We start from the raw sequence: 20857 nt of genomic DNA on the forward strand, positions 1-20857 counted from the left end.
ACTATACACACCCACACCCACCACCGCAACCCGAGGAGTAATGATATAGAACACTCACAAAAATACTAGTCAGATATCTATAAATTCTACAGTGCTGGTTGGGGGGCGAAAGACCCCCGAAACTACGCAGCTCTTCACTGTTCTTGAAAAGCGCGTATTCCCGTCATGTCACCTCAAAAACTCGAATCGCTAAGATATTCTTTTCCCTCTAGACCACCATACTGAAGATATAGATGAAGGGTTTCCATACATCGAACCGTATAGAAACCCTTCAAGATCCTGTGGTAAACGGGAATAGTAAACCCTATACTACGGTAATCGCGCCCTGGTTTTTCTTGCCCCGACGCACGATTGCATACTTACCGTGCACAAGCTGCTCAGATGAGATCAGGGCATCTTCACCTTGAACCTTCACACCATTGACAGATGCGCCGCCTTCTTTCAGGATGCGTCGCGCCTCAGACTTGGAAGAGGCAAAACCAAGCTCCGTAAGCGCAGTAATCAGATCCAGCCGATCCGAAGAAAGCTCAACCGAAGGCAGCTCATCCATTACAGCCTGAAGAGTGCTCTCGTCCAAGGCCGCAAAATCTCCCTTGCCAAAAAGGGCTTCCGAAGCCGCTATGGCCTGTTCCGTAGGTTCAACACCGTGAACAAGGGCCGTAACCTCATAAGCAAGCCGTTTCTGTGCTTCACGCTTGTACGCTTCGGCTTCGACCTTATGCTCGTATTCGCCAATCTCCGCACGAGTCAAGAAAGTAAAGACCTTCAAACGATCTATTACATCCGCATCAGCGGTATTAAGCCAGAACTGGTAAAAGGCATATGGAGAACACATCTCGGGGTTCAGCCAAATTGCGTTGCCTTCGCTCTTACCAAACTTCGTACCATCAGAGTTTGTAATCAGAGGGGTTCCAATAGCATGAACGGTTTTTCCCTCGACCTTGCGAATCAGCTCGGTGCCGCTGGTGAGATTACCCCACTGGTCAGAACCACCGGTTTGTAAAGTGCATCCGTACTGACGGTTAAGCTCAAGATAATCCAAGCCCTGCAAGATTTGGTACGAGAACTCGGTGTAAGAAATTCCTTCTTCAGAGTTTAGGCGTTTAGCAACAATTTCCTTCTTGACCATCGTGCCCACACGAAAATGCTTACCAATATCGCGCAAGAAATCGATAGCCGAAAGCTGCCCGCCCCAATCCAAATTATTCACCATACGAGCCGCATTATCACCCTCAAACGAAAGAAAACGCTCAATCTGAGACTGTAGAGATTGAACCCATTCAGCAACGACTTCTCGGGAATTAAGTACGCGCTCCGATGTCTGCCGGGGGTCTCCGATTAGGCCAGTAAAACCGCCCACCAGACCTAGGGGGTAGTGCCCGGCAAGTTGCAGACGACGCATTACCAAAAGCTGCACAAGGTGCCCCAAATGTAAGGATGCGGCGGTAGGATCGTACCCGGTATAGAATGTAAGCTTTTCATCGCTCAATGCTTTTTCGAGTGCCTCTTCGTCAGTACTCACATGCACGAGTCCGCGCCATTTGAGCTCCTGCCAAATGTTCTCGAACGTGTCGTCATTGTGCTGCGCATTAAGGATGTCGGCAGACATGGTTCTCTATGTTCTCCGTTCCATGACATACGGTGTAGAAATATTTGATTTGCAGAACACAGCCTGCACATAGTAAGTACACCCAGGATTGATAGTTATAGCCTAGCACTACGTCGCTACCTGCGATACATGCCAACACTACTTACAGGTCCACTTTACGACTGGGCAGATCCGGTTCTTCAGCATCTAGACCTGCGGGCATTGAGGTTCCTACCAGATGAAGCCGCTGTGTGGGGCGAGTCATTGATACATATAGATCACCTACAGCACCTTGTGCATCGTCAAGAAGCTGCTGCGGTTCCACGATGATGACAACATCAAACTCAAGCCCTTTAGCTTCCCAAGGAGTCAAGACAAGAACCTGATTTTCGACGGCGTCCTCAGCGGTTCCTGTACGATCCGCATGTGTTTCCATAACTGCACGCGCCACCTGTGTGTACTGGGCAGGGGAACAGACTACTCCGATAAGAGCCCCATCTCCCAGGGCAACCTCATCACTCACGCGCTGGACAGTCTCAGCAACCACGTGTTCCTGGGGTACCCGATGGATAAAAGGTGCCCATTGTCCTTCACGCACAGCACGAGGTGCTGACACTTCATACCCGGCTTCGCGTGCAACGGCGACTGCGGCATCCGCAATTTGCGCCGGGGTACGGTAGTTAATCGTCAATTCTTCAAGGGTAAACCGCTCCCCTACAAAAGGTTCAAGAGCCTGAGACCACGATGAAGCGGCAGAGGCTGAAGATGCCTGCGCAATATCTCCCACTACCGTAAACGATTTCATGGGGCATCGTCGCATCAGCAAGCGCCATTGCATAGGCGAAAGCTCTTGCGCTTCATCCACAACAATATGCCCATAGGCCCAGGTGCGATCCGCCTGTGCCGCAGCTGCAGCAGTCATACGATTGATACCTACCTCGTTGAGAGCGGCGATCTGCTCGGCCGTAACAACGCCGTCTGCGCCAATATCGGCGAGTGTCTGATGCACATTCTCAAGTGCTTTTGAAGCATTCTCAAGGTTAGCTCGATGCTCAGCCTCTGCGCGCGCTGCTGCTGCCGCACCCGTGACCCGGGAGAAATCACCGAGAAGCTCCGCAGCTTCATCCAGTAAGGGAACATCAGCCTCAGTCAAAGGAGCATCGGCAGGGCGTTTGAGAAGCTCCCTTTCTGCCTCAGTAAAATTCTGAGTTGCGGACTCTAGATATTGCTGTTTCGAGAACAGGGAACGCACCAGCGTTTCAGGTGAAAGCGGCATCCAGGCAAGGTTAAGAGCACGTCGTACATCCAAAGAAGCACGCACATCATCTTGTAAATAAGGGCGGTCCACAATGCGACCGGCGGCTTTATTAAGCTGATCGTCCAGCACGCTCGTCAGTTCCTTAAGCAAAATTTTGACGAACGTCTCGCGAGCTTCATTATGTGGTTTTCCAGTAGCACGAGCCCGAGAACGTGCTGAACGTACCATCTGTGGAGTAAGAACAACATCAGTGCCCTCAACGTTGAGGCGCTGTTCCCGCTCAGGAACTTTTTGGCGATCTTCAACTGCTTTCTTGATTACCTCTACCATGCGCAAATCACCCTTAAGCGCAGCGATACGACGATCGTGCTCTGGTACAGCGCGAAGCCCAGGGTACAGTGTTGCCAAGGAAGCCATGACCACTCCGGTTTCCCCCAGAGAAGGCAGAACACGCTCAATGTACCACATGAATGAATGCGACGGTCCTACCACTAATACACCCGCTTTAGCGAGGCGTTCTCGATTTGTATACAGCAAATATGCCGCACGATGCAGAGCAACTGCAGTTTTACCGGTACCTGGCCCGCCCTGAACAACCCGAACGCCGGGCAGTTCGGAACGAATAATCGCATCCTGCTCGGCTTGGATGGTTGCGACGATATCATTCATCCGCCCGGTACGTTTCTTATTTAAAGCCGCGAGAAGCGCACCTTCACCATGCAAAGTGTCGCTATCCTGAAGTAATTCGGAGTCGAACACCTCATCTTCGATGTTGGTGACGGTACGTCCCTCCAGCATCAGATGCCGCCGACGCCGAACCCCTAACGGATTAAACGCCGTAGCCTGATAGAACGTGCCGGCCTCGGGGGCACGCCAATCCATCAAAAGCCGCTTCTGGTCGCTATCCATAATTCCTAAACGGCCGATATACCGAACCTCATCGGCTCCGTCTTTTGTAAGGTCAAGACGGCCAAAAACAAGCCGCGCATCCACTGCGTTAAGCTGGGCCAGGCGATCTTCGTAATGAGTGGCAAAAGAGTCCCGTTCGGAACGGTTTTGATGCCCACCAACCGCCTGATTCTTGCGAACATCCGCGAGTTTTTGTGAGGTTTCTTCCCGTAAATCATCTAGTCGTGCATAGATTTTTGCAACATGTTCGCGTTCTTGGGCAAGCTGCTGCGCAAAGACACGTGTAGCAACATTCTCGGAAACATTCTTAGATGTTTCTGCGGGCATAAAAACTCCTTTAACGGCATAACGCCGATTAACTCACGATTTACGGCGATGCCGAAAACAGAGTACCTATTTTACAGGGTTATATGCACGCTCAAAAGCTATGTCTATGTGCTTTGAGGCAGGACGTTACTCAGAAACTACACTTAAAGTTTCTACTCGGTATTGCGCCAGAGCTTCACGCCCGCCCAAACCTTTGAGCTCCAAGAGAGTGCCAATTCCTGCTACTTTCAGCTCCGCACGTTCAATAAGCTTCGCGGCAGCCACCAGCGTGCCACCGGTTGCCAAGATATCGTCGAGTAGAAGCACGCGGGTTCCCGGTGCGAAATCATGACAGTGAATCTCGATAGCTGCAGTACCATACTCAAGCTCATATTCTTCGCGGTATGTTTCACGGGGCAGCTTACCAGCCTTACGTACCGTCATAATGCCTTTGCCGGAGGCATAAGCAAGCGCTGAAGCCATAAGAAAACCACGGGCTTCTACACCAGCGACAACGTCATAAGTACCTTCAAAAAGCCGTGCTATCTCGTCAATAGATGCTTTAAAAACCTCAGCGTTTGCAAAGAGAGTGGTGACGTCGTAGAACAGGATTCCCTGATGTGGGTAATCCTGAATGGTTGCGCATGCCGCCGGAATAAGCTCTTGCATGGATGCGAGCGCAGAAACGTTCATTACTCTCTCTTTCGGAGGTCAGCGGGTTTGGGATCAGTCGATGTATGTTCGCCGCAGAATTAATGCGACACGGTGGCTTTGACAGCCTCAAGAATTCTACCTTTTTTCGATAAACATGGCACGTAGTTCATGTTTAAGGATTTTTCCAGTGGGCCCCAACGGCATGGAATCTACAATTCGATAATGGCGCGGATACTTATAGGCAGCGAGTTTCTCACGCGCGAGAGTATCTAATTCTTGAATCAGCGATTCATCATCCTTCTGCCCGCGAGAGACGACAACAGCTGTAATCTCCTCGCCAACGAGTGCATCATCAAAACCAATAACGGCAACGGCTCGAACCTGCGGATGCGCTTGAAGAACATCCTCTATTTCACGAGGATAAACGGAATACCCATTACGCAGCACCATGTCTTTAATGCGGTCCACAATATAAATATTGCCGTTGTTATCCAGACGAGCTATATCTCCGGTGGCAAACCATGTACCGTCGAAAACCTCGTCCGTAGCCTGAGGGTTATTCCAGTATCCCGCCATGATATTTTCGCCCGAAACCCAAAGCTGCCCATGAGTTCCTGCAGGTAAAGACCGACCTTCATCGTCACGTATCTGCACCTGCACTCCCGGAAGCACACGTCCGACGGAGCCAGTTACGTGCCCAAACTGGGCCTGATTAAAACTGACAACTGGTGAGGTTTCGCTCAGCCCATACCCTTCATATATAGGACAGGAAATTAACGCATCAAATGCACTGTGCGCAGATGCGGGCAGTGGTGAGCCTCCAGAAATACCAAATCGGATGCGTCCTTTCAGCTGGCGAGCGTTAGACGGGTTTTCTTCGAGTGCGGCTATAAGCGCCACATACATACTGGGTACTGCTGCAAGAACCGTCACATCGGCTTGGTCGATGAGTTTGATTGCCTCTTCGGGGGTGAACCTTGGCAAAAGAGCGATGGTTGAGCCAGCAGCGCATGCCGCGTTGAGGGTGACTGTTTGCCCAAAAGCATGAAAAAGAGGTAAGCCACCAAAAATAATATCTTCAGCGGTAAATCCGAACACTTGAGCACAGCTTTGGGCATTGCTCAGAATATTAGCGTGCGTTAGGGTTGCGCCCTTGGGCTTTCCCGTAGTTCCCGAGGTATAGAGAATAAGCGCCGGATCCGCCGGGCTTACGGGGCATAATTTGAGTTCTGGTTCAGACGGATGGTCTATTCCAAAGGGAGCTAATGAAGATTGAGGGTCTGCACTGGTGCCGCCTAATATCTCAAGATGCACAGTTCCGTCACACACGAGGGGCACTTGGTGTGCTTCAGCCGCTAGGCGGGTTCCTTCCCAGGCAAAGAGCATGGTAGCGCCGCTATCCTGCAGATGATGTTCAAGCTCGGCACCACTCAGCAGAGGGTTTAACGGAACACAGAGAGCACCGCTTGCCAGAATGCCATAGTATAGAGCGGGCATCAGGGGAACATTAGGCAAAGAGAGCGCTACTCGATCGCCTTCCTTCACACCACATTTTCGCAGATGTGTCTGTACCCGAGCCGCCGCCTGCCCCAGTTTTCGATATGTCACCGTAGCGATATTCGAGGAGGCTGAAAATACTAGCGCTGGAGTGTTCTCGTGTATGCGGCTTGCGAGCAGACGTGCAATATTGTGCGATGTTGCCGGTTCAGGGGCGGAGGCATTCTCAACAGTAACGGGCATCGTTTCTTTATTCCTGTTGTATGTTCTTGCGTAGCATGAAAAAGCTCTAACTCGGTAGTGCTAACAGCACAATATGGCGTTTGTTTAGCCTTCTCCATTCTAAACCCGTCAATCTCAGGCAAAGTTTACAGCATACCTATAAACCGAGCTTTTTACCGGTCACATTTATTCAACAAATTTGTATTCTGATAAATTCGTAATAGTATTTATGAATGAATCAAAATAAACGATAATCTCCTATGCAGGAAGCCTCCATGACCGATAACTTTTCAACATCATCTCAAGTCTCCCCCGAGCTAAAAGACCAAGAGCTCGAATTCCTCAATTCGATCTTTGACCTTGCCCGCAATAATAAGCCTATTGCGCTCCAGTCGCTCCTCGATCAAGGCATACCGGTAAATCTCACAAACTCCCACGGAGACACCCTCCTCATCCTTGCCGCTTACCATGAGCATGAAGAAATCGTGCGCGTTCTTCTCAAAGCGGGTGCAGACCTAGATCGTCTCAATGACCGTGGGCAAACGGCGTTAGTCTGCGCGGTATTCCGCGATAACCTCACTATCTCTCAGTTACTTCTTGATGCTGGCGCCAATGCGTCTTTAGGTACACAAACCCCCGCAGATGTTGCCCGGTTCTTCGACCTACCGAGTATGCAAGAACTTCTCGCTGCGGCAGCATCAACCGCTGAATAGCACAGAGGCAGCGGGAACAAACCATCACGTCTCAATTTTGCGCCCACCGCCTCATGCAAACCATAGCTTTACACGGCATTCACCGTATCTGAATATTCAATAAAGTCTTTTATTAGTTTGTAGACCATGCCAAGAAACTAGCTGCAAGTTCCTGTCCACCAGCAGGATCGCGGGATATTACCATTACGGTATCGTCTCCAGCTATTGTGCCAAGAATTGCCTCTAAGCCGCTCTGATCGATAGAGGACGCTAGGAATTGCGCGGCACCGGGTGGGGTACGCAAAACCGTAATATTGCCCGAGCCTTCCGCCGTGATAAGCAGCTCTTTAAAGAGCGAAATCATGCGTGCATCGGGAGCTGCCCCTCCCCCACGACGCGCAGGATAGTTTGGAACAGCATATATGAGACCAGCACCCTCATCACGAATACGTTCAGCACCAATTTCTACAAGATCACGTGAGAGCGTAGCCTGAGTAACTTTCATACCGTCATCGGTAAGATATTGCGCCAGCTCAGCCTGAGAACGTACACGGCGGGTCTGCAACAATTCCACGATACGTGCCTGACGCGCGATTTTTGTCGAGGGGAAAGGCATTTTGTCTTCTACTTCCTTCGGTTCCAACCACAGGTTGAGTCTAGTCACGGACCCCACGAGGTACCGCACCGCTCTCAATACTCAAAGATAATACATATACACATAATTATGCGACCTAAATATCGATTATGCGCAACTTTATTTGAAAACTTTTACGTTCCTAGCATACTTTGTGGACTTTATATCCTCTATTCCCGCATACAAAAGCGGAACCTGACCTCGCATATTCTACAAGGTCAGGTTCAGCCTACTACTGTGCTACTTTTGCCGCGACTCTACATCGTCCTGTGAAGATTCTTCCTCAACGATGTAGCCCTCATCGTCCTCTTCATAGTCGTCAGATTCCTCGAATCCGTCGACATCTACATAATCAACACGAGAGCGGCGATTAGACCATATACCGAAGGCGCATCCACCGATCAACACAACAAGAGCTAGCGCAAAACTACCCCAGCCAACGAGATACTGCTGACCTACACTGCCCTGCTCAATCGCTTTAACGCTTCCTTTTTCACCGGTACGCACAACCTCAATCTGGTGGTCAGAGGTCTCTGCGACTAAAGCACTTACCTCACGGGGGAAATCCTGCGCATAGGTTCCAGTCTGCGTACCACGGAAATCGATATTTTCACCCGCATGGACCTCATAGGTGTCCTTCAGGTTTGAGCGATATTTCATGCCGTCGATGCGGTTATCCTTCGGCAGATTACCCTTATATTGCGCTACATTCGAGTCTGTTTCTAAATCGGGGGTCAAATCAACATAACTGCCTTCAATAACCCAGCTTTTGCCCTCGTATTCCGCGTCCTGATTCGCGGAGAAAAGCGCACGAACACCCACAACGCACAGAACGATTGCAACCACGATAGCCAGAAGTACGCTAAATACCGATACCCAGTTGATGTGGGGTCGTTCTTCGTAGTATTCATCGTCGGCATCGCTCATGCCGAAAAAATCATCCCTGGATTCTTCAGTACCCTCGTAATCGACGTCTTCGTATTCGTCATCACGCTGTGTCATGCGCTCTCCTTATCGTGTTTCCTGTACTAGGGTACCGGTGCCTTAGCCTTACGGAAAGTTAAGACGTGATAGAACCTTCACAGAGTGACGATTTTCTAACGCTCACCTACAACTTGGCAAGTACATGATTCGTATGAACACATAGCTAGCGCCCCTTCTGATCCACGTAACGGGCGAAGGGGCGCTAGTGATGAACTATGCCATAGTGCGTCTACACACGCGCCACAGCCCCAAAGCGTTCCGCGGCAACAGCAACCGCTGCCTCACGCGAAGCGCTTGCTTCTTCAGCAGTGAGCGTGCGATCAGGTGCGCGGAAGCGCATAGCAAACGCCAATGATTTTTTACCGCTCTCGACGCCCTGACCACGATAATCATCGAAGACTCGCAAATCTTCGAGCAATTCCCCAGCGCCATCACGAAGAGCCTGAGCTACCTCAGAAGCAGGAATATCCTCATCGACCACAAGAGCAACATCCTGAGTAGCTGCCGGATAACCGTAAATAGGCGATGCCTGAGGCACACCCGAGCGGGAAGCAAACAGTTCAGTAAAGTTCACCTCAAAAGCACAGGTACGTTCAGGGAGATTCTCGGTCTGCAGGAGCTTCGGATGCAGCTCGCCAGCATAACCAATAGTTTGTCCGTCCTGCGTGCGGAGCTGCGCGGTTCGTCCAGGATGGAATGCCTGATGGGTTCCTTGGGCAATCACAATCTCAACACCTAAAACATCCGCTATGAGGCGTGCCGCATCCAGCGCATCGCGCCAGTCATAGGCACGAGCCTGAGTGCCAGGCATTGGCTCGTGCTCGGCGCCAGCAAATAGGCCACTAAAATACACAGGCTGCTCGGGGATACCCGCATTCAAATCCGCAAGAACCTCATCACTGGGCCGTTCACCCAAAGGAGGGATACTAGCGGAGCCCTGTCGTTCACCAGGAATAAAAACGCGGCCAGCTTCAAAAATCTTCAAGTTTTTGAAACCGCGCGAGAGATTCCGCTGCAAAACCTCTGTTAAACCGGGCAGGAGCGAGCGACGCAGCCATCCCTCAGCAGAAGAAATTGGGTTCGCTAACCGTACCGAGTTCACTTTTTCGCCAGCGGTTGGCGAAGACCAAAGATTATTCGCTTCCTCCGAGACGAAGGGGTAAGCGAAAACCTCGGTCAACCCAGCTGCCGCGAGCGCATTAGCAGCTCGCCGACGGGCGGCTTGTTCCGGAGTATATCCGTGACCTGCGGGAGCGACGGGTAGAGTGTACGGAATATTCTCGTATCCATCCAAACGAGCAATTTCTTCCGCTAGATCTTCCGGAGCCAGCAAATCATTACGCCACGAAGGAGCTTTTACGGTGTATCCCGTCGCGGTCGCCTCAACCTCACATCCTATTTCTGTGAGAGTATTGACGATCTGTTCGGGTGAGTACTCCACCCCGATGCGGTTCTTCACGTAATCCCGGGGAAGGTCGATGACCACTGGATCGCGAGAAATCACGACATCGGTCACCCCCGCATCTGCAACTCCTGCTGCGAGCTCGACAAGTAGCTCAACTGCACGCTGGGCAGCCGCTGGCTGAAGTTTCGTATCTACCCCGCGTTCAAAACGCTTAGACGCTTCAGAGATAAGCTTATGACGGCGCGCGGTACGCGCAATGGAAACTTCATCAAAGCGTGCCGCCTCAATCAGAATATTCTTTGTCTCGGTCGTGACCTCGGTAGAAGCACCACCCATGACACCAGCAAGGCCGATAACGCCAGAATCATCGGTAATCACAATGTCCTCTGGATGCAAGTCGCGTTCAACGCCGTCCAAAGTCGTCAGCTTCTCCCCTGCGACTGCTCGGCGCACCACGATTTCTCCCTGTACCTTATCGGCATCATAGAAGTGCAGCGGCTGACCAGTCTCAAGCATCACGTAATTGGAAATATCAACCGGCAGCGAGATAGAACGCACACCCGCTAAGCGCAAGCGTGAAGCCATCCACGTGGGTACTGGCGCGGTTGCATCCACACCATTAACCTGGCGCATGGTGAAGCGTACAGTTGCCGGGTTATCGTGAATTGGCGTGGAATCCTCTAGACGTACCGAGATGCCTTCAGAGTTAGCCTTGGGGGCGCGAGCGTCGTATTCCAGAACGAAGTCGTTAAAAGAGGTTCCGGTCGCATGCGCATATTCACGGGCAATACCGCGAATCGAAAACGCATATCCGCGATCGGGGGTCACATTAACCTCTGCTGCTTCGTCATGCAGACCCAAAAGTTCCAATGCATCGGAACCAAGTTCCGGGTCAAGACCCAGCGTAGAGAGCACCAAAATACCACCGTGATCTTCACCAATCCCCAGCTCTCGGGTAGAAGCAATCATACCGGCAGACTTATGTCCATAGGTTTTGCGGGCGGTAATGGCGAAGTTTCCGGGCAGTACGGCGCCGGGAAGAGTTACTACGACTTTGTCGCCGACCTTGAAGTTGTGGGCACCGCAGATAATACCCTGCACGCCGGATTCTTCAATGCCTTTGCCGGTGAGAGTCTGTGTTTGTCCTTCGGGAACTACGCGCACCTGGCACCAATTCACGGTCTTGCCGTTGGAGTGAGTTTCGGGCTCCAGTGAAAGCACCTGACCGACCACGATGGGACCGGAAATCTCATCGGTAGGACGATGCACATCCTCTTCCTCTAGACCTACCTTCACGAGAGTTGCAAGAACGTCCTCAGCCGAAGCATCCTCGGGGACAGGCGCAAATTCGCGCAGCCATGATAGGGGTATACGCATAGTGTCTAAATCTCCATCCCGAACTGTTCAGAGAAACGGATATCGCCCTCAATCATGTCGTGCATATCAAGGACATTATTACGGAACATGAGGGTACGCTCAATACCCATGCCGAACGCAAAACCCGAATATACATTGGGGTCAATGCCTGCGGCACGTAAAACATTGGGATGCACCATGCCGCAACCGCCCCACTCAATCCACTGGGGCCCGCCTTTCGCGTGGGGGTGCCATAGGTCGAGCTCTGCAGAAGGTTCCGTGAAGGGGAAGAAGTTCGGACGCAGACGAATCTTCGCTTCTTCACCGAACATTGCACGCGCCATATATTCGAGAGTTCCCTTCAGATCAGCCATGGTCAGTCCCTTATCGACTGCCAAGCCTTCAATCTGATGGAATACCGGGGTATGCGTAGCGTCAAGCTCATCTGTGCGATAAACCTGACCAGGGCACACAATGTACAGTGGCAGCTCACGGGTAAGCATGGAACGCATCTGTACCGGGGAGGTATGGGTACGTAAAAGAAGATGCGTTTCTTTAGGCTCTACATAGAAAGTATCCTGCATCTCGCGTGCCGGATGATCTGGCTTAATATTCAGGGCATCAAAGTTGTACCACTCGGACTCTAGTTCCGGTCCATCGGCAACTTCCCAGCCCATACCCACGAAAATATCGGTAAGTTTTTCCTGCATCAACGCAACAGGGTGACGCCCACCCAATGAATGGCGTGCTGTGGCAGCGGTTACATCTACCGCTTCTTCCGCAAGGATGCGCGCCTCGCGCTCTGCTTCAAGTTCTGCGGTACGGGCCTCAATAGCCTCGGTGAGTACCGCACGCGCCTGTCCTAAAAGTTTACCGACCGGCCCCTTATGCTGGTTTTCAAGGTCACGCATCTGCCGGTTGGCAAGGCTTAAGCTGCCTTTATCGCCAAAGAACCCAAGACGTACTTCCTTGAGCGAGTCAAAGTCTTGCGCGTGCTCACGCAGAGCTTTCTGCGCGCGTTCACGTTCTGCCTCGAAGGCTTCTCGAACGGTTTCTAAACCGTTCTCAGGGTTCTCTTTTAAAACCTGTGCAATACGGGCAAGAATGTGCGCTGATTCGGGCGCGTTCTCATGTTCCTGCACGGAATCGGTCATAACTACTCTTCTCTGCATTTGTGCATTGTTCTCACCAGGCGGGCGCGCCGCAGGGCACGCAGACACGCGCTATCTTTCTAGTTTAGTGCAGTTGGAGTCTTCTTTCACGATAGCTTGTGTCTATAGGCCCTAGGCATGAAAAACTACAGAACATTCTCCCGATCAGAGTAGCCGAAAGCCTTCCACAAAATCTCAGCGCAACCAGCGTTAAATTTAAATAGATCCTGGCCGCATCACCTCTGTGAATGCAGCCAGGAATTATGTCGTCATTTATGTATTTAGACGAGGAGCTCTTTAACAGCGGGGTCAAAAGCGGAACGAATCCATAGGACGTTCGTGATAAACCAGCCAGCATAGATGGGAACAAGACCGTAATGCTGGGAGTTAAGAATATTGCCGATCATCGACATAATAGCGATAAAAGCGCCCAAAATCGCAAATATCAGTCCAAAAGTAAGACCGATGCGTTTACCTTTCTGAATGGTGAAATAAACCCATAGATAAACGACCGCTGCCACGGCTAGAAGCACAAGACCGCCCCAAACCCCAAATTCCGGAAGGCCTTCAAGCGGTTTAAAGTTGTTTGGCGCAAAAGCTGAGATAACACCATGAAGAAAGCACAAAAGCGCCGATACAATCATAATTTCTTGAAGACGGAAAATTTTAGGGTGTTTCGATGGTAAATTAAATAGGCTGTCGTGCGATTCGCCGCCTTCTTGGATGTAAATCGCTTGAGTATCCGACGGGGCTGAATCACGTCTAAAAGTGTTCGGATCGTACTGAGGTGCTGGAGTAGTCATCATTGTCTCCCACGATGTATATGTGATTTCTAGCTCAATAGTACCCTGAGGGCTTACGGAAACAAATTAAATTTCCACAATATGACGCATAGCGGCTGGCCAACGTCCGCTATATGAACGTAGACCAGCCGCTAAAGGTTGAATACGGAGCTTAGTTAAAAAGTTTTGATGCTATAAAATCGTTCTCGTCTTTAACTCCTGCCGGAATAGCGAAGACCGCGCTCCCGGTATGCCGCAGATACTCACTCATAGCGTCCGATGCCGTCATGGTACTGAGCAAAGGAATAAAATGCGTGCGAGGGTCACAGATAAAAGCGATAAAGAAGAGACCGGCATCCAGGTGCCCCAGCCCGTCAGAACCATCCGTGTAGTTATACCCACGACGAAGCATCTGCACCCCGTTGTTTTGGTCTGGATGCATCAGGCGCATATGCGAATCATCGGGAATAATGGGACCGTATTTGCCCTTCATATTAAAATCCGGAGCGGTAAATTCTTCACCGCCTGACAGCGGCGCGCCTGTTACTTTGGTGCGCCCCACGATTTCTTCTTGTTCCCGTAGCCGGGAGCGGTCCCATGTCTCGATAATCATGCGGATGCGGCGTGCCGCAAGGTAGGTGCCGCCGTCCATCCAATCGGGGTGCCCCTCCGAATTAGATTTTGAAGCCCAGACATGCTTTTCCAACAACTCTGGATTCTGAACCTTAATATTGTTGGTACCGTCTTTGAACCCGAAGAGGTTGCGCGGGGTATCCTGCGTACTTGACGTGGATGCGGTACGCCCAAATCCGAGCTGGCTCCACGCTACAACGGCACGACCCGCAGCAATACGCACTAGGTTTCGGATAGCGTGAAAAGCCACCTGGGGATCATCAGCACAGGCTTGAATACACAGATCGCCGCCGCTTCGTTCGGGTTCTATGACATCCCCCGCCATCTTGGGAATGTCTACCAAGGCGGGCGGAAGTTTATCTTTAAACCCGTACGTATCTTTGCCTTCTGAATCCACGAAAAACGATCGCCCCAAGCCAAAGGTGATAGTTAGATGCCCAGCAGAAAGATCCATAGCTTCGCCTGTATCTTTTGGAGGTGCTTCATAGGAGGAGTCCTCCCCCACGATTTCTCCCGCCATGAGTTTACGCGATGCTTCTGACCATTCTTTAAAAAGCTTCTTAATCTCATCCTTCGATGTGGTTTTAAGAGTGAGAGCCGCGAAATACATGCGGTCTTGGGCATCTGTCGAGATACCACTCTGATGCTCACCAAAGAAAGAATATGAGTCTTTAACAGCAGACTTACCCGAGGCCTCAGCATTTTTTTGGTCTTCTGCGGAACATCCAGCAAGAGCGCCTACAGTTGCCACAGAGGCAGCCGCTATACCTGCGCCCGTCATCAGAGTCCGTCGACTGGTACCACGAGATACGTCTGACTGGTCAGCAGTGTGGGATTGCTGAACCTGTGTCGTGGGTGTCTTTTCTTCACGCATGAGATATTCTCCCTAAATATTTTGGAGATTATATGACAACTGTGTGTCAGTTGAGTATTTGAGAACCGACCGCCCGCAAGTGTCTCTGTATCCGCGATTATCTCGCGAATGTAGAAACGCTCACGGACGGCTCAGCATCTAGGCAGCATCTCTCAACGCCATCAATCCCCTGTGTGATCAGGATCTGTACGTTGAAATGCTGATACGTTACTTAGCTGTTGCCGATGAGGTACCTGCCGCTGGCTCGGAAGCATCCTGCGAAGCTCCAGCGGAGGACTCAGATGACGCAGCCGGCTTCGAAGAAGAAGTATCATCGCTCTTGCCCTCAGCGGACTCACCGCCTGCCACGGTCTCAGTCATCTGCGAGACAGGCTCTGCGAGCGCAGTCACGGCATCGGAGAGCTCACGGACTTCTTCTTTGCTCAGCTCGTTATAGGGCTTGAAACCGTCGCCCTGCTTGTACTTATCCAGGATCTTCTGCACGGCGTCGAATTTCTCTTGCAGAGTCTTGGCAAGCTCAGGGTTCTTCTTCTGCAGAATCGGCAGAAGGTTTTCGTAGTCCACCTTCGCACCATCTACGTTACCCTGGAAATCGGAGAGGTCAGTGTGTGACCAGTTCTCTTCCTCACCGGTCAGTTTGGTGTTGACAACCTCGTCCAAGAGCTCTTTCGCACCATTGGAGATCTGGAAAGCATCAAGCTTAAACTTATCCGAATGCACGTAATCGTACAGCTCTTGGGTGTCCTTCACGAGCGTTTCGCTGACTTGTTTACGTTCTTCAGTGGTAAGCGGCTTGTATTCTTTTCCGCCGTTGGCGTCTGCCTTAGGCTGCCACAAGTCTTTCTCGATCTTGTGCCAACCGGTCCACTCCTGAATCTTACCTTCTTCGAGATCGGTTTCACGCGCATCCAGCTTGAGGTCTAGGGTCTCACCGTAGCTTTCCGCAATGGGCTCGATGCGCTCGTAATGTATACGGGCCGCCGCGTACTTAGCTTTTGCCTCCTCGTTCTTGCCTTCTTGGTAGAGCTTGGCGAACTCGTCAGTATCGGTTTTAAGCGCCTCGACCTGGTCTTTCACGTATGAAGAGTATTGCGTAACTGCGGTATCGCGCATAGCCTGCTCATCAGCAGAGATGGGCTGAGCGCTCTCGTTCTTGACAACTTTAAGATCACCCTTGATGCCGTCGCCAACCATACCGGGCTTGCAGGCTGTCTTATACGAGCCTTCAGGAAGTTCAACAGTGAGATCACGAGAAAGGTTGGGACCAATGTTTTCGACCTCAGAAATAATGCGCAGTCCGTCGGAGCCTAGGACGTAGAACTCGGTCACTTTCGAGCCTTCGTTCTTTACCTTGAAGGTGACTTTACCAGCTTTAACTTCAGTGGCAGAAAGCTTGCACTCGGTATCGGTTGAAGTAACCGAGATGGAACCGTCAGCGGTTCCGCCAGAACCACCTGAGGCGTTATTCGCGCTATTGGGCGTGCACCCGGTCAGCGCAATAGCGCCGACTGACAGCAGGGCACCTGCGGAGTATAGGGACTTTCGCATTGTGTTTTCCTTTGTTCGGGGACAGAGAAATATGAAAAATCAGTTATCCGGCATCGGAAGTAGGGGTCTTAATACCTGCAGAGTTGGAGGAAGAAGCAGTTTCACCAGTGATTTTATTAGCCACCTTCGATACGTGCACCATGCCAGATGCTTGAGACGCATCAGCAGCTTTACGCGAAGGGGTATGACCTCGCTTTTGTTTCCAGAAGAAGAGGGGCATAACGATACCCACGTACAGCACCCACGCTATAGCTTCGACCCACGTGGTAGTGGTTGAAAGGTTAAAGACTGCTTTCAGGATCGTGGCAAGGAAACCGCCCGGTTCGATAAAGTCTTGAGAAGCGAATGCTATATTGTTCAGTCCCGGCAGTATTCGTGCTTCCTGTAGATCGTGAATACCATAGGAGAGCACACCAGCAGCAATAATAATAAGGAAAGCACCGGTCCAGGTGAAGAACTTCGCAAGGTTGATCTTCATAACGCCGCGCATCATAGCCCACGCAATGAGTACTGCCGTCAAAATACCGACAATGGCACCAATGACAGGAAGCACCGTGCCTATCTCAGTGCCTTGAGTAGCGGCGCGAGTGGCAGACCAGATAAAGAGCGTGGTTTCAAGACCTTCACGCCCTACTGAGAGAGTCGCGAGAACTATCACGGCCCATGAGCTAGTTTGAACCGCATCAAGTTTTCCGTGAAGTTCCGCAGAGAGGGCGCGAGCGTTTTCCGCCATCCAGAACACCATCCAGGTGACAAATCCAACCGCAATAATCGAGAGGGAACCGCCGATGGCTTCTTGGGCTTCAAAGGTCAGCGTTTCAGGCCCAAAAGTCAGAATTGCTCCGAAGATGAGCGAAACAGCGATGGCGGCTGCAACGCCAATCCAAATAGGTGGGAGAAGGTGATTACGCTTGGTCTTGTGCACATAGGCAATAAGGATACCCACGACAAGCGCGGCTTCTAGCCCTTCCCGTAAACCGATGAGGAAGTTACCAATGAATATTCCCCATGATTGTGCATCAAGACCCATAATTCGTCACCACGTTAGATTAGACAAAATTTCTTTTCTTTAATTTAACTCTAAAGGTTCCCCGGGTTACAGACCCCATCAGGATCGTGTGAGACTTAGCACACCATAAGTGTAGTGTTGGGATAGGCATAGTTTACCTACAGAATGTCTGCATAATAACAAGGGACCCAACGCTTGTTCAGAAAGAAATATCCGTTAACCTTTCATTTTTTCCAGAAATAACGGATACTTATGCCTTTACACTCTGGAAATGCCTCACAAGACGCACCGTTATATTTCAGCTCTGATGGAGTATGCTCAGCAGCTCCCGCACTATAGGCAAGTCGGCGGGAATCCAGGGTAAATCAAGAATATCTTGACCGCTCTGCTTCTTCACTGAAACCCATCGAAGTTCACGATGATCTTGGAGTGGTAAAGGCTCACCCCTGCTAATCTCGGCAAGGAACACCCGCATAGCAGCCTTCTCGTTTAAGACCCAGCCTTGCGGATGATCTCCCTGTACCTCAGAACCAAGATGTACGCTCACACCAAGTTCTTCCATCAGTTCACGTTCCAGCGCCTGCTCGCAAGATTCCCCCGACTCAACCTTGCCACCCGGAAACTCCCATAAACCCGCAAGGGATTCGGGTGCAGACCGCTGCGCAACAAGCATCCAAGAGGGTGATTCAAGGCTGTCTACAATAGCAGCGCCCACCACTTGAACGGAATATTCCGACATCTGTTCCTTTCGAGAATAAGCATTCCAGCAGACCAAGAAGATCTATAAGTCCGAGATTTCTACCGGCTAATGGGATACGCTCGTGGAGTCCTGCGCTTCGGGACGGTAAACATCCGGTTCCAGATATATAACACGTGCCGCCGGTACCGCCTCACGAATACGTTCTTCAGTTTTGTCGATCTCATTCGCAACGGTAATTCCCGTATCAGCATCATGAATGCGGATCTTAGCCGCAACTAAAATCTCTTCAGGTCCCAGATGCACAGTCTTAATATGAATAACACGACCCTGATCCCCGTTTTCGATCGCGGCACGAATTTTCGCGAGATCCTCCGGGGAAGCGGCCTCTCCCAGAATCAAAGACTTCATCTCTGAGGCGAGGAATACGGCGATAAATACCAGAAGTACACCGATAGCCAGAGTACCGGCGGCATCCCACAGTCCGTTGCCAGTCAGCAAAGTCATCGACACACCGAAAAGAGCCAGGATTAGACCAAGGAGTGCGCCCGCATCCTCCAGCAGAAGTACCGGAAGCTCCGGATTCTTTGAGGTACGTAAGAAACGAAACCAGCTCTGCTGCCCCTTCATCTCGCGCGATTCTTTAATAGCAACGCGGAACGAGTTACCTTCCAGGAGAATAGAACCTACAAGTACCGCAACCGGTACCCACTGCCACTCCGTAATTCCGTGAGGGTCATGCCATTTCTCGTACCCCTCGTAGAGAGCGAAGAGACCGCCAAGCGCGAAGATAATAATAGATACGATGAAGGCATAGATATAGCGGTTACGCCCGTAACCAAAAGGATGCTCTTCGTCTGCTTCTTTTTGCGCTACTTTGCCGCCTATCAGCAGAAGTAACTGGTTACCCGAGTCTGCTACCGAGTGAATAGCCTCGGCCAACATTGAGGATGAACGGGTCAGAAGGTAGGCAATAAACTTAAGAACCGCAATGCCTAGGTTTGCGCCTAAAGCCGCAAAAATTGCGCCTGATCCGGTGTGACCAGAATGAGCGGACATTCTTTCTCCAATACATGTCTGTGTTTCAAAAGTTCTTATTTTATGTGAGCCGCCGAGTCAGGAAGCTACTGAGTCTGGTGTTGTGCCATTGCCGAAGCATAGAGGCATATCGCTGCAGCAGTACCCACATTCAGCGATTCAGCCGCACCATACACTGGAACTGCAATGCGCATCGTCGCCGCAGATTTCTCCTCGGCGCTAAGTCCCTGAGCTTCATTTCCAAAAAGCCACATAGTAGGGCGAGAAAGGTCAAAAGCACCTTTTACTTCCGCTGGGGTCTCACCGCTAAAACCTGCGCGAAGAACTGCCGCGTGGTCAATAAGGTCTTGAAGATTTACAGTACCGTACCCATCGGCGGCAAGCACAACGATTCCCTGAGATTTTACGTCCTCGGCAAATTCTTCCAGCTCAACACCTTGAATAATGGGAACGTGAAAGAGAGAACCTGCCGTTGAACGTACTGTCTTGGGGTTATAAAGATCAACCGACCCCTTCGTGGTGATAACGAGGTCGGCCCCTGCCGCATCCGCCACACGCAGAATAGTACCCGCATTCCCAGGGTCCTGAATCCTGGATAGTACAGCGATAAGTTTAGGGTTGAGGGCGTTTTCACCCCATAAGACAGAGAACGAAGTATCCACCATGAACGAAATGGCAATAATACCTTGCGGGGTTACGGAATCCGCCATAGCCGCCAAGACTTCATCGGTCACGACACGCATAAAGACACGGCGGCCTTCCTCAGGTGTAGGGGTACCGTGTGCTTGTTCCAGAAGTTCAGCAATATCGGGGTGACGCTCATAAGCACTTTCCGTAACGTACACGGCGTCTAACACCGGCGATTGCAGATGAGCTTTCAGCGCCTCACGCACGGCTTGGGGTCCTTCGACCATGAACTGTTTTTTCTTGGTACGACCACGACGAGTGCTCAGTTTGGCGATGTCACGTACACGATCAGCATGCGGATTCGACATCACGGTTGGGGAACTTATGCGTTCTAGAAAATTCACCCTTTAAGGGTACAGGCAAAAAAGGTAACCGATGCGCTCCCCCGCGCACACTGAAGTGGGGCTGCATGTACGGGATTTTCTATATCAGTAAGAAAACGGTCGCCGTCATGAGACACGGCGACCGTTTACGCTTTAATACCCGCACTGCTGCAGGCATTACCTGGCTCTCAGTTACGCTTTAGGAGCCGAGGTATCCTCAGGTAGGTTTTTCTTAGCTATCTCAACCAGAGCGTTGAAAGCTGCTGGCTCGTTCACAGCGAGCTCAGCCAGCATACGGCGATCAACCTCAACACCGGCAGCCTTAAGGCCCTGAATAAAGCGGTTGTAGGTCAATCCCTGCGCACGGGATGCAGCGTTAATACGCTGAATCCAGAGGCGACGGAAATCGCCCTTCTTCTTACGACGGTGGTCGTAACTGTATACGAGCGAGTGGGTGACCTGTTCCTTAGCCTTACGGTACAGGCGCGAACGCTGACCGCGGTAACCGGATGCACGATCGAGAATAGTACGGCGCTTCTTATGCGCGTTAACCGCGCGCTTCACACGTGCCACGTGTGTCTCCTTCGTCTTATGTCCTGAACGGCCATCA

At 51.2% G+C, this 20857-nt stretch carries 17 protein-coding genes; 1 reads left to right on the plus strand and 16 read right to left on the minus strand.

The window, feature by feature from the left end; genetic code table 11:
• Positions 1-304 precede the first annotated feature (304 nt).
• From tyrS to HMPREF2958_RS06470, 4 genes are all read right to left on the minus strand, one after another.
• Positions 305-1609 carry a tyrosine--tRNA ligase gene (tyrS, locus tag HMPREF2958_RS06455; protein WP_070697421.1) on the minus strand — a complete coding sequence of 435 codons (1305 nt, stop codon included), beginning with the start codon at positions 1607-1609 and terminating at the stop codon, positions 305-307.
• 142 nt (positions 1610-1751) lie between these two features.
• Positions 1752-4082 (minus strand): HelD family protein, encoded by a 2331-nt coding sequence (locus HMPREF2958_RS06460; protein WP_070697423.1) that lies wholly within the window; start codon positions 4080-4082, stop codon positions 1752-1754.
• Between the two features lie 126 nt (positions 4083-4208).
• Entirely contained in the window at positions 4209-4754 is a 546-nt protein-coding gene (locus tag HMPREF2958_RS06465; RefSeq protein ID WP_070523260.1) for an adenine phosphoribosyltransferase, read from the minus strand.
• A gap of 96 nt (positions 4755-4850) precedes the next feature.
• The gene (locus tag HMPREF2958_RS06470; RefSeq protein ID WP_070697424.1) at positions 4851-6455 is read right to left on the minus strand and encodes an AMP-binding protein; all 1605 of its coding nucleotides are present in this window, start codon (positions 6453-6455) and stop codon (positions 4851-4853) included.
• A gap of 254 nt (positions 6456-6709) precedes the next feature.
• Here HMPREF2958_RS06470 and HMPREF2958_RS06475 point away from each other — a divergent pair, with 254 nt between their 5' ends.
• The gene (locus tag HMPREF2958_RS06475) at positions 6710-7147 is read left to right on the plus strand and encodes an ankyrin repeat domain-containing protein (RefSeq protein WP_070697426.1); all 438 of its coding nucleotides are present in this window, start codon (positions 6710-6712) and stop codon (positions 7145-7147) included.
• Positions 7148-7259: 112 nt separating this feature from the next.
• Here the strand turns inward: HMPREF2958_RS06475 and HMPREF2958_RS06480 are convergent, their stop codons facing one another.
• The 12 genes from HMPREF2958_RS06480 to rplT all read right to left on the minus strand — a co-directional run bounded on the left by HMPREF2958_RS06480 (position 7260) and on the right by rplT (position 20820).
• Entirely contained in the window at positions 7260-7742 is a 483-nt protein-coding gene (locus tag HMPREF2958_RS06480; RefSeq protein ID WP_048751575.1) for an arginine repressor, read from the minus strand.
• 258 nt (positions 7743-8000) lie between these two features.
• Positions 8001-8762, minus strand: a complete 762-nt coding sequence (locus HMPREF2958_RS06485; RefSeq protein ID WP_004006298.1) for a hypothetical protein — start codon at positions 8760-8762, stop codon at positions 8001-8003.
• 211 nt (positions 8763-8973) lie between these two features.
• The gene (gene pheT, locus HMPREF2958_RS06490) at positions 8974-11526 is read right to left on the minus strand and encodes a phenylalanine--tRNA ligase subunit beta (RefSeq protein WP_070697428.1); all 2553 of its coding nucleotides are present in this window, start codon (positions 11524-11526) and stop codon (positions 8974-8976) included.
• A 5-nt stretch (positions 11527-11531) separates the two neighbouring features.
• Positions 11532-12659 carry a phenylalanine--tRNA ligase subunit alpha gene (gene pheS, locus HMPREF2958_RS06495; RefSeq protein ID WP_004006296.1) on the minus strand — a complete coding sequence of 376 codons (1128 nt, stop codon included), beginning with the start codon at positions 12657-12659 and terminating at the stop codon, positions 11532-11534.
• A 278-nt stretch (positions 12660-12937) separates the two neighbouring features.
• A complete protein-coding gene (locus HMPREF2958_RS06500; protein ID WP_239664773.1) occupies positions 12938-13459 on the minus strand; it encodes an ABC transporter ATPase in 522 nt (173 codons plus the stop codon).
• Between the two features lie 151 nt (positions 13460-13610).
• Positions 13611-14945: an iron uptake transporter deferrochelatase/peroxidase subunit gene (efeB, locus tag HMPREF2958_RS06505; RefSeq protein WP_013398783.1), complete on the minus strand. Its 1335-nt coding sequence runs from the start codon at positions 14943-14945 to the stop codon at positions 13611-13613.
• Positions 14946-15152: 207 nt separating this feature from the next.
• Positions 15153-16493: an iron uptake system protein EfeO gene (efeO, locus tag HMPREF2958_RS06510; RefSeq protein ID WP_048778744.1), complete on the minus strand. Its 1341-nt coding sequence runs from the start codon at positions 16491-16493 to the stop codon at positions 15153-15155.
• Between the two features lie 43 nt (positions 16494-16536).
• Positions 16537-17523 carry an iron uptake transporter permease EfeU gene (efeU, locus tag HMPREF2958_RS06515; protein WP_004006292.1) on the minus strand — a complete coding sequence of 329 codons (987 nt, stop codon included), beginning with the start codon at positions 17521-17523 and terminating at the stop codon, positions 16537-16539.
• A gap of 277 nt (positions 17524-17800) precedes the next feature.
• Entirely contained in the window at positions 17801-18241 is a 441-nt protein-coding gene (locus tag HMPREF2958_RS06520) for a (deoxy)nucleoside triphosphate pyrophosphohydrolase (protein WP_070697429.1), read from the minus strand.
• 66 nt (positions 18242-18307) lie between these two features.
• Entirely contained in the window at positions 18308-19258 is a 951-nt protein-coding gene (locus HMPREF2958_RS06525; RefSeq protein ID WP_048755066.1) for a cation diffusion facilitator family transporter, read from the minus strand.
• A 65-nt stretch (positions 19259-19323) separates the two neighbouring features.
• Positions 19324-20268: a TrmH family RNA methyltransferase gene (locus HMPREF2958_RS06530; protein WP_048755067.1), complete on the minus strand. Its 945-nt coding sequence runs from the start codon at positions 20266-20268 to the stop codon at positions 19324-19326.
• A 171-nt stretch (positions 20269-20439) separates the two neighbouring features.
• Entirely contained in the window at positions 20440-20820 is a 381-nt protein-coding gene (gene rplT, locus HMPREF2958_RS06535; protein WP_004006288.1) for a 50S ribosomal protein L20, read from the minus strand.
• Positions 20821-20857 lie beyond the last annotated feature (37 nt).

It is taken from the genome of Rothia sp. HMSC036D11 (assembly GCF_001814205.1).
In the GTDB taxonomy this organism is placed as follows: domain Bacteria; phylum Actinomycetota; class Actinomycetes; order Actinomycetales; family Micrococcaceae; genus Rothia; species Rothia dentocariosa.

Coding starts and splice junctions, on each gene's coding strand:
- HMPREF2958_RS06525 (WP_048755066.1), bottom strand. CDS start 19,258: ATGTCCGCTCATTCTGGTCACACCGGATCAGGCGCAATTTTTGCGGCT.
- pheS (WP_004006296.1), bottom strand. CDS start 12,659: ATGACCGATTCCGTGCAGGAACATGAGAACGCGCCCGAATCAGCGCAC.
- pheT (WP_070697428.1), bottom strand. CDS start 11,526: ATGCGTATACCCCTATCATGGCTGCGCGAATTTGCGCCTGTCCCCGAG.
- HMPREF2958_RS06485 (WP_004006298.1), bottom strand. CDS start 8,762: ATGACACAGCGTGATGACGAATACGAAGACGTCGATTACGAGGGTACT.
- HMPREF2958_RS06480 (WP_048751575.1), bottom strand. CDS start 7,742: ATGCCTTTCCCCTCGACAAAAATCGCGCGTCAGGCACGTATCGTGGAA.
- HMPREF2958_RS06460 (WP_070697423.1), bottom strand. CDS start 4,082: ATGCCCGCAGAAACATCTAAGAATGTTTCCGAGAATGTTGCTACACGT.
- HMPREF2958_RS06470 (WP_070697424.1), bottom strand. CDS start 6,455: ATGCCCGTTACTGTTGAGAATGCCTCCGCCCCTGAACCGGCAACATCG.
- tyrS (WP_070697421.1), bottom strand. CDS start 1,609: ATGTCTGCCGACATCCTTAATGCGCAGCACAATGACGACACGTTCGAG.
- HMPREF2958_RS06520 (WP_070697429.1), bottom strand. CDS start 18,241: ATGTCGGAATATTCCGTTCAAGTGGTGGGCGCTGCTATTGTAGACAGC.
- HMPREF2958_RS06475 (WP_070697426.1), top strand. CDS start 6,710: ATGACCGATAACTTTTCAACATCATCTCAAGTCTCCCCCGAGCTAAAA.
- efeB (WP_013398783.1), bottom strand. CDS start 14,945: ATGCGTGAAGAAAAGACACCCACGACACAGGTTCAGCAATCCCACACT.
- HMPREF2958_RS06500 (WP_239664773.1), bottom strand. CDS start 13,459: ATGACTACTCCAGCACCTCAGTACGATCCGAACACTTTTAGACGTGAT.
- efeU (WP_004006292.1), bottom strand. CDS start 17,523: ATGGGTCTTGATGCACAATCATGGGGAATATTCATTGGTAACTTCCTC.
- HMPREF2958_RS06465 (WP_070523260.1), bottom strand. CDS start 4,754: ATGAACGTTTCTGCGCTCGCATCCATGCAAGAGCTTATTCCGGCGGCA.
- efeO (WP_048778744.1), bottom strand. CDS start 16,493: ATGCGAAAGTCCCTATACTCCGCAGGTGCCCTGCTGTCAGTCGGCGCT.